This window comes from Frankia sp. CcWB3, assembly GCF_977927595.1.
Window position 1 is genome coordinate 7,120 of sequence record NZ_CDWRCK010000147.1, and the last position, 4,115, is coordinate 11,234.

The following is a 4,115-nucleotide window of genomic DNA, read 5'->3' on the forward strand; positions in this document are numbered from 1 at the left end:
GGAAGATGTCAAGACATGAGTACTGACGCTGCACGGATGTGGCCGGCCGGCGCGGCCACCGGGGTGGGCTCGCTGCCGGGAACGGATGCGGCCCAGGCCGTCAAGCTGGTCTTCGACGAGCTGCCGGACCTGCCGTATCTGCCCGAACTGCCGGCCAGGGGACCCGGGGGTGCGATGGTCGGGCGGGCGGCGGCGATCCTCGTCGACATGCCGGTGGACCTTCAGCCGGCCGGCTGGCGGCTGGTTCCCCGACCCGGCCTGGACCTGCGCCGGTCACGGGATCTGCTCGAACGCGACCTGGACGCGTTGACGGAGGTCGCCGCCGGCTACGCGGGACCCTTCAAGATTGCCGCGACCGGCCCGTGGACGCTGGCGGCCGAGCTGGAGCTTCCCCGCGGGCACAAGGCGTTGTCAGATACCGGCGCGACCCGTGACATCGCCGACGCACTGGCCGCGGGGCTCGTCGAACAGGTCGAACAGATCGCCCAGCGCGTCCCGGGGGCGCGGATCCTGGTCCAGTTCGACGAGCCATCGCTGCCGGCGGTGCTCGCGGGCCGGATCCGCACTCCGAGCGGGTTCTCGGTGCTGCCCGCGGTCGAGGAGGGCTTGGTCGTGGAGCGGCTGCGGATCCTGCTCGGTGGCCTGCGGGCGCTGCCGGCGACCGGCGGAGTCGGGGTGCACTGCTGCGCTCCCGCGGTGCCGCTGGCGGCGTTGCGCGCGGCGGGCGTGGACTTCGTCGGTCTCGACGTCACCGCGCTCACCCAGGCCGAGGACGACGCCGTCGGCGAGATCGTGGAGGCCGGAGTGCGGTTGATGGCGGGTCTCGTCCCCACCAGGCCGATTTCACCGGCCGCGCCGATTTCACCGACTGGACCGGCCGCACCGGCTGGTGCAGCCGGACGGGCTGTGTCGGCCGCACCGAAGTTGTCGGATGCCCGCCGTACGGTCGAACCCGTCATCGCACTGTGGAGCCGGTTGGGATTCCGGCCCGAGCAGCTCGGGGAGGTGGTCGCCGTGACGTCGACCTGTGGCCTGGCGGGCCTGGGAACGGACGATGCCAGGACGGTGATGCGCCACTGCCGGAAGGCGGGGCGGGTTCTGGTCGACGCGCCGTCGTGAGCGCGACAACCGGCACGGCCGGTACAGCCGACGAATCCGGCGTGGCTTCGGCGGCGGCTTCGGCGGACGAGCGGGCCCGCGCCGCCAGCCTCGCCCGCGAGCTCGACGAGCACGCGTACCGCTACTACGTGCTCGACTCCCCGACGATCTCCGATGCCGAGTACGACCGGTTGATGGCGGAGCTCGCCGCGCTGGAGGAGCGGCATCCCGACCTGCGCACGCCGGACTCGCCGACGCAGAAGGTGGTCGGTTCCTACTCGACCCTGTTCACCCCGGTCGAGCATCTCGAACGGATGCTGTCCCTGGACAACGTCTTCGACGACGACGAGTTCCACCAGTGGGCGGCGCGCGTGGCCCGGGAAAGCGAGGTCGACGCCTGGCTCTGCGAGCTGAAGATCGACGGGCTTGCCGTGGACCTCGTCTACGAGGACGGTTACCTGGTGCGTGCCGCGACGCGCGGCGACGGCCGGACGGGGGAGGACATCACCCCCAACATCCGCACCCTGGCGAGCGTGCCGGTGCGGCTGCGCGGGCCGCGGGTGCCCGAGCTGCTGGAGGTGCGGGGCGAGGTCTTCTTCCCGACCGCGAAGTTCGCCGAGCTCAACGCCGGGCTGGTGGCCGCGGGGGGCAAACCGTTCGCGAACCCGCGTAACGCCGCGGCCGGATCCCTGCGGCAGAAGGATCCCCGGGTCACCGCCACCCGGCCGCTGGAGATGATTGTCCATGGCCTGGGCGCGCAGCGCGGCTTCGAGGCCACGTCCCAGTCGGCGGCCTATGCCCGCTTCGCGGAGCTCGGGCTGCCCGTCGCCACCCACTTCGAGGTCCTGGCGGCGGTGCCCGGCGTGCTGGACTACGTGCACCGGTGGGGCGATGCGCGCCACGGCGTGGTGCACGAGATCGACGGAGTGGTCGTCAAGGTCGACTCGTTCGCCCTGCAACGCCGGTTGGGCTCCACCTCGAAGTCCCCCCGCTGGGCGGTGGCCTACAAGTATCCACCGGAGGAGGTCACGACCAAGCTGCGCGATATCCGGGTGAACGTGGGCCGCACCGGCCGGGTGACCCCCTTCGGGGAGCTGGAGCCGGTCCTGGTCGCCGGGTCCACGGTGGGCCTCGCGACCCTGCACAACATCGATGAGGTCGGCCGCAAGGGGGTGCTCATCGGGGACACGGTCGTCCTGCGCAAGGCCGGGGACGTCATCCCGGAGATCGTCGGCCCGGTCGTCGACCTGCGGGACGGTTCCGAGCGGGCCTTCGTGATGCCCACGCGCTGCCCGGAGTGCGGCACCGAGCTGGTGCGGTCCGAGGGTGAGGTCGACATCCGTTGCCCGAACACCGTCTCCTGTCCCGCGCAGCTGCGGGAGTCGATCTTCCATTTCGCCTCCCGGGGGGCGATGGACATCGACGGGCTCGGGTATGAGACGGCGACCGCCCTGCTCGAGGCGGGCCGGGTGCGTGACATCGGCGACATCTTCCACCTGACGCCCGAGTCCTTCGAGGGGCTGCGCGGGTTCGCGCAGAAGAAGATCGACCAGATTCTGCGGGGGGTCGAGGCCGCGCGGCACCGGCCGCTCTGGCGGCTGCTGGTCGGCCTGTCGATCCGCCACGTCGGGCCCACGGCGGCGCGGGCGCTCGCCCGGGAACTGCGGTCGCTGGAAGCGATCGCCGCCACGCCGGCCGAGGACCTCGCCGCGGTCGAAGGGGTCGGTCCGAAGATCGCCGGCGCGGTGGTCGACTGGTTCGCCGATGAGCGGCACCGCGACATCCTCGCCAGGATCGCCGCCGGCGGGGCACGGCTCGCCGACGTCGGCGCGGAGGAGGGCCCACGTCCCCTCGACGGCGTCACCGTCGTCATCACCGGCACGCTCACCGACTGGAGCCGCGACTCGGCCAAGGAGGCGGTCGAGGCGCGCGGCGGCAAGGTCACCGGCTCGGTGAGCAGGAAGACCACCGCCGTCGTCGTCGGCACGGATCCAGGGGCCTCGAAGTACGACAAGGCGCGCAGTCTCAGGATCCCCATGCTGGACGAGGCCGGATTCGCCGTTCTGCTGGCGCAGGGGGTCGACGCGGCCAGCAAGCTCGCCGTTCCCGTGGACGGTCCCGAGAAGGCCGAGACCCCGGTGGAATAACGTGGGGAAGGCTCCCCCACTCAGAAACGGCCCGTCCTGGTCAGGCTCGCGGCGATGCCCGCCAGATGGGCCAGCCGGTCGATCTCGGAGGAGCGGAACCGGGGGCCGCCGGGCCGCCCGACCAGGATCACCAGCCGGTCGCCGCCGACCGGGGCCGCGGCGAGTTCCATGCTGACCGCCCGCCAGTGAGGCGGGAAGGCGCCATCCTCGGCCCCGATCCGCCGCGCCCGTTCCAGCGGCAGCCAGGGCAGGGGTAACCGGACCCGTTCAGGGACACCGAGATCGTCCCCACCGAGGGCCGGAGCGCCCACCGAGGTCTCCCGGACCCGGACGTCATCCGGCCCGACGTGCTCCAGCAGCATCGCCCAGTCGGCGTGGAAGACGCCGGGCGCGAGGTCCGTCAGGGTCGTCGCGGCGTCGTGCGGCCGATCGGTCAGGGCGTCCACCAGGTCGAGGTCGTTGCCGACACCGCCCCCGTCGGCGAGAAACGGCCGAAGCGACTCGACGATCACGCCCGGAACCGACTGGGCGGCGGTGAGGACGCGATCGGCGAGGCCGCCCGGTGGCAGGAGCACGAGCAGATCGTCCACGGCTCCGTCGGCGGTGCGCTCGACGACGGTGATGCTGACGATGTCGATGCTCGCCCTGCCCAGGGCCGTGGCCACTGCGCCGAGCGTTCCCGGGCGGTCCGGCAGCATGAGGCGAAGCAGGTACGACATGTAGCTGAGCATGCGCAAAGGGCATGTCGGCGGGATGGCCGACCGGTCACGTGAAGATAACGCCCCCGCCGGCCGGCGCCTCCCCCAGGAACCTCGCCGAAGGCGAGGTGACGGAAACCCCGAAGGGCGGCCTAGTCCTCCAACCCGACTT

General features: G+C 72.1%; 3 protein-coding genes. 2 read left to right on the top strand and 1 reads right to left on the bottom strand.

Going from position 1 to position 4,115, the window contains the following annotated elements:
- The first annotated feature begins 15 nt into the window (after positions 1–15).
- Both ACY5KJ_RS12535 and ligA read left to right on the top strand, forming a co-directional pair.
- Complete coding sequence (locus ACY5KJ_RS12535) at positions 16–1,119, top strand: methionine synthase (protein WP_462188253.1); 1,104 nt, start codon at positions 16–18, stop codon at positions 1,117–1,119.
- Entirely contained in the window at positions 1,116–3,245 is a 2,130-nt protein-coding gene (gene ligA / locus ACY5KJ_RS12540; protein ID WP_462188254.1) for an NAD-dependent DNA ligase LigA, read from the top strand. Before ACY5KJ_RS12535 ends, ligA begins: the two co-directional genes overlap by 4 nt.
- 20 nt (positions 3,246–3,265) lie before the next feature.
- On the opposite strand, the gene ACY5KJ_RS12545 is transcribed toward ligA, so the two are convergent.
- Entirely contained in the window at positions 3,266–3,976 is a 711-nt protein-coding gene (locus ACY5KJ_RS12545; protein WP_462188255.1) for an ACT domain-containing protein, read from the bottom strand.
- Positions 3,977–4,115: the final 139 nt, after the last annotated feature.

Excerpts from the sequence above, each read along its gene's own strand:
- ACY5KJ_RS12535 (WP_462188253.1), top strand. The coding sequence starts at position 16 with ATGAGTACTGACGCTGCACGGATGTGGCCGGCCGGCGCGGCCACCGGG.
- ACY5KJ_RS12545 (WP_462188255.1), bottom strand. The coding sequence starts at position 3,976 with ATGCTCAGCTACATGTCGTACCTGCTTCGCCTCATGCTGCCGGACCGC.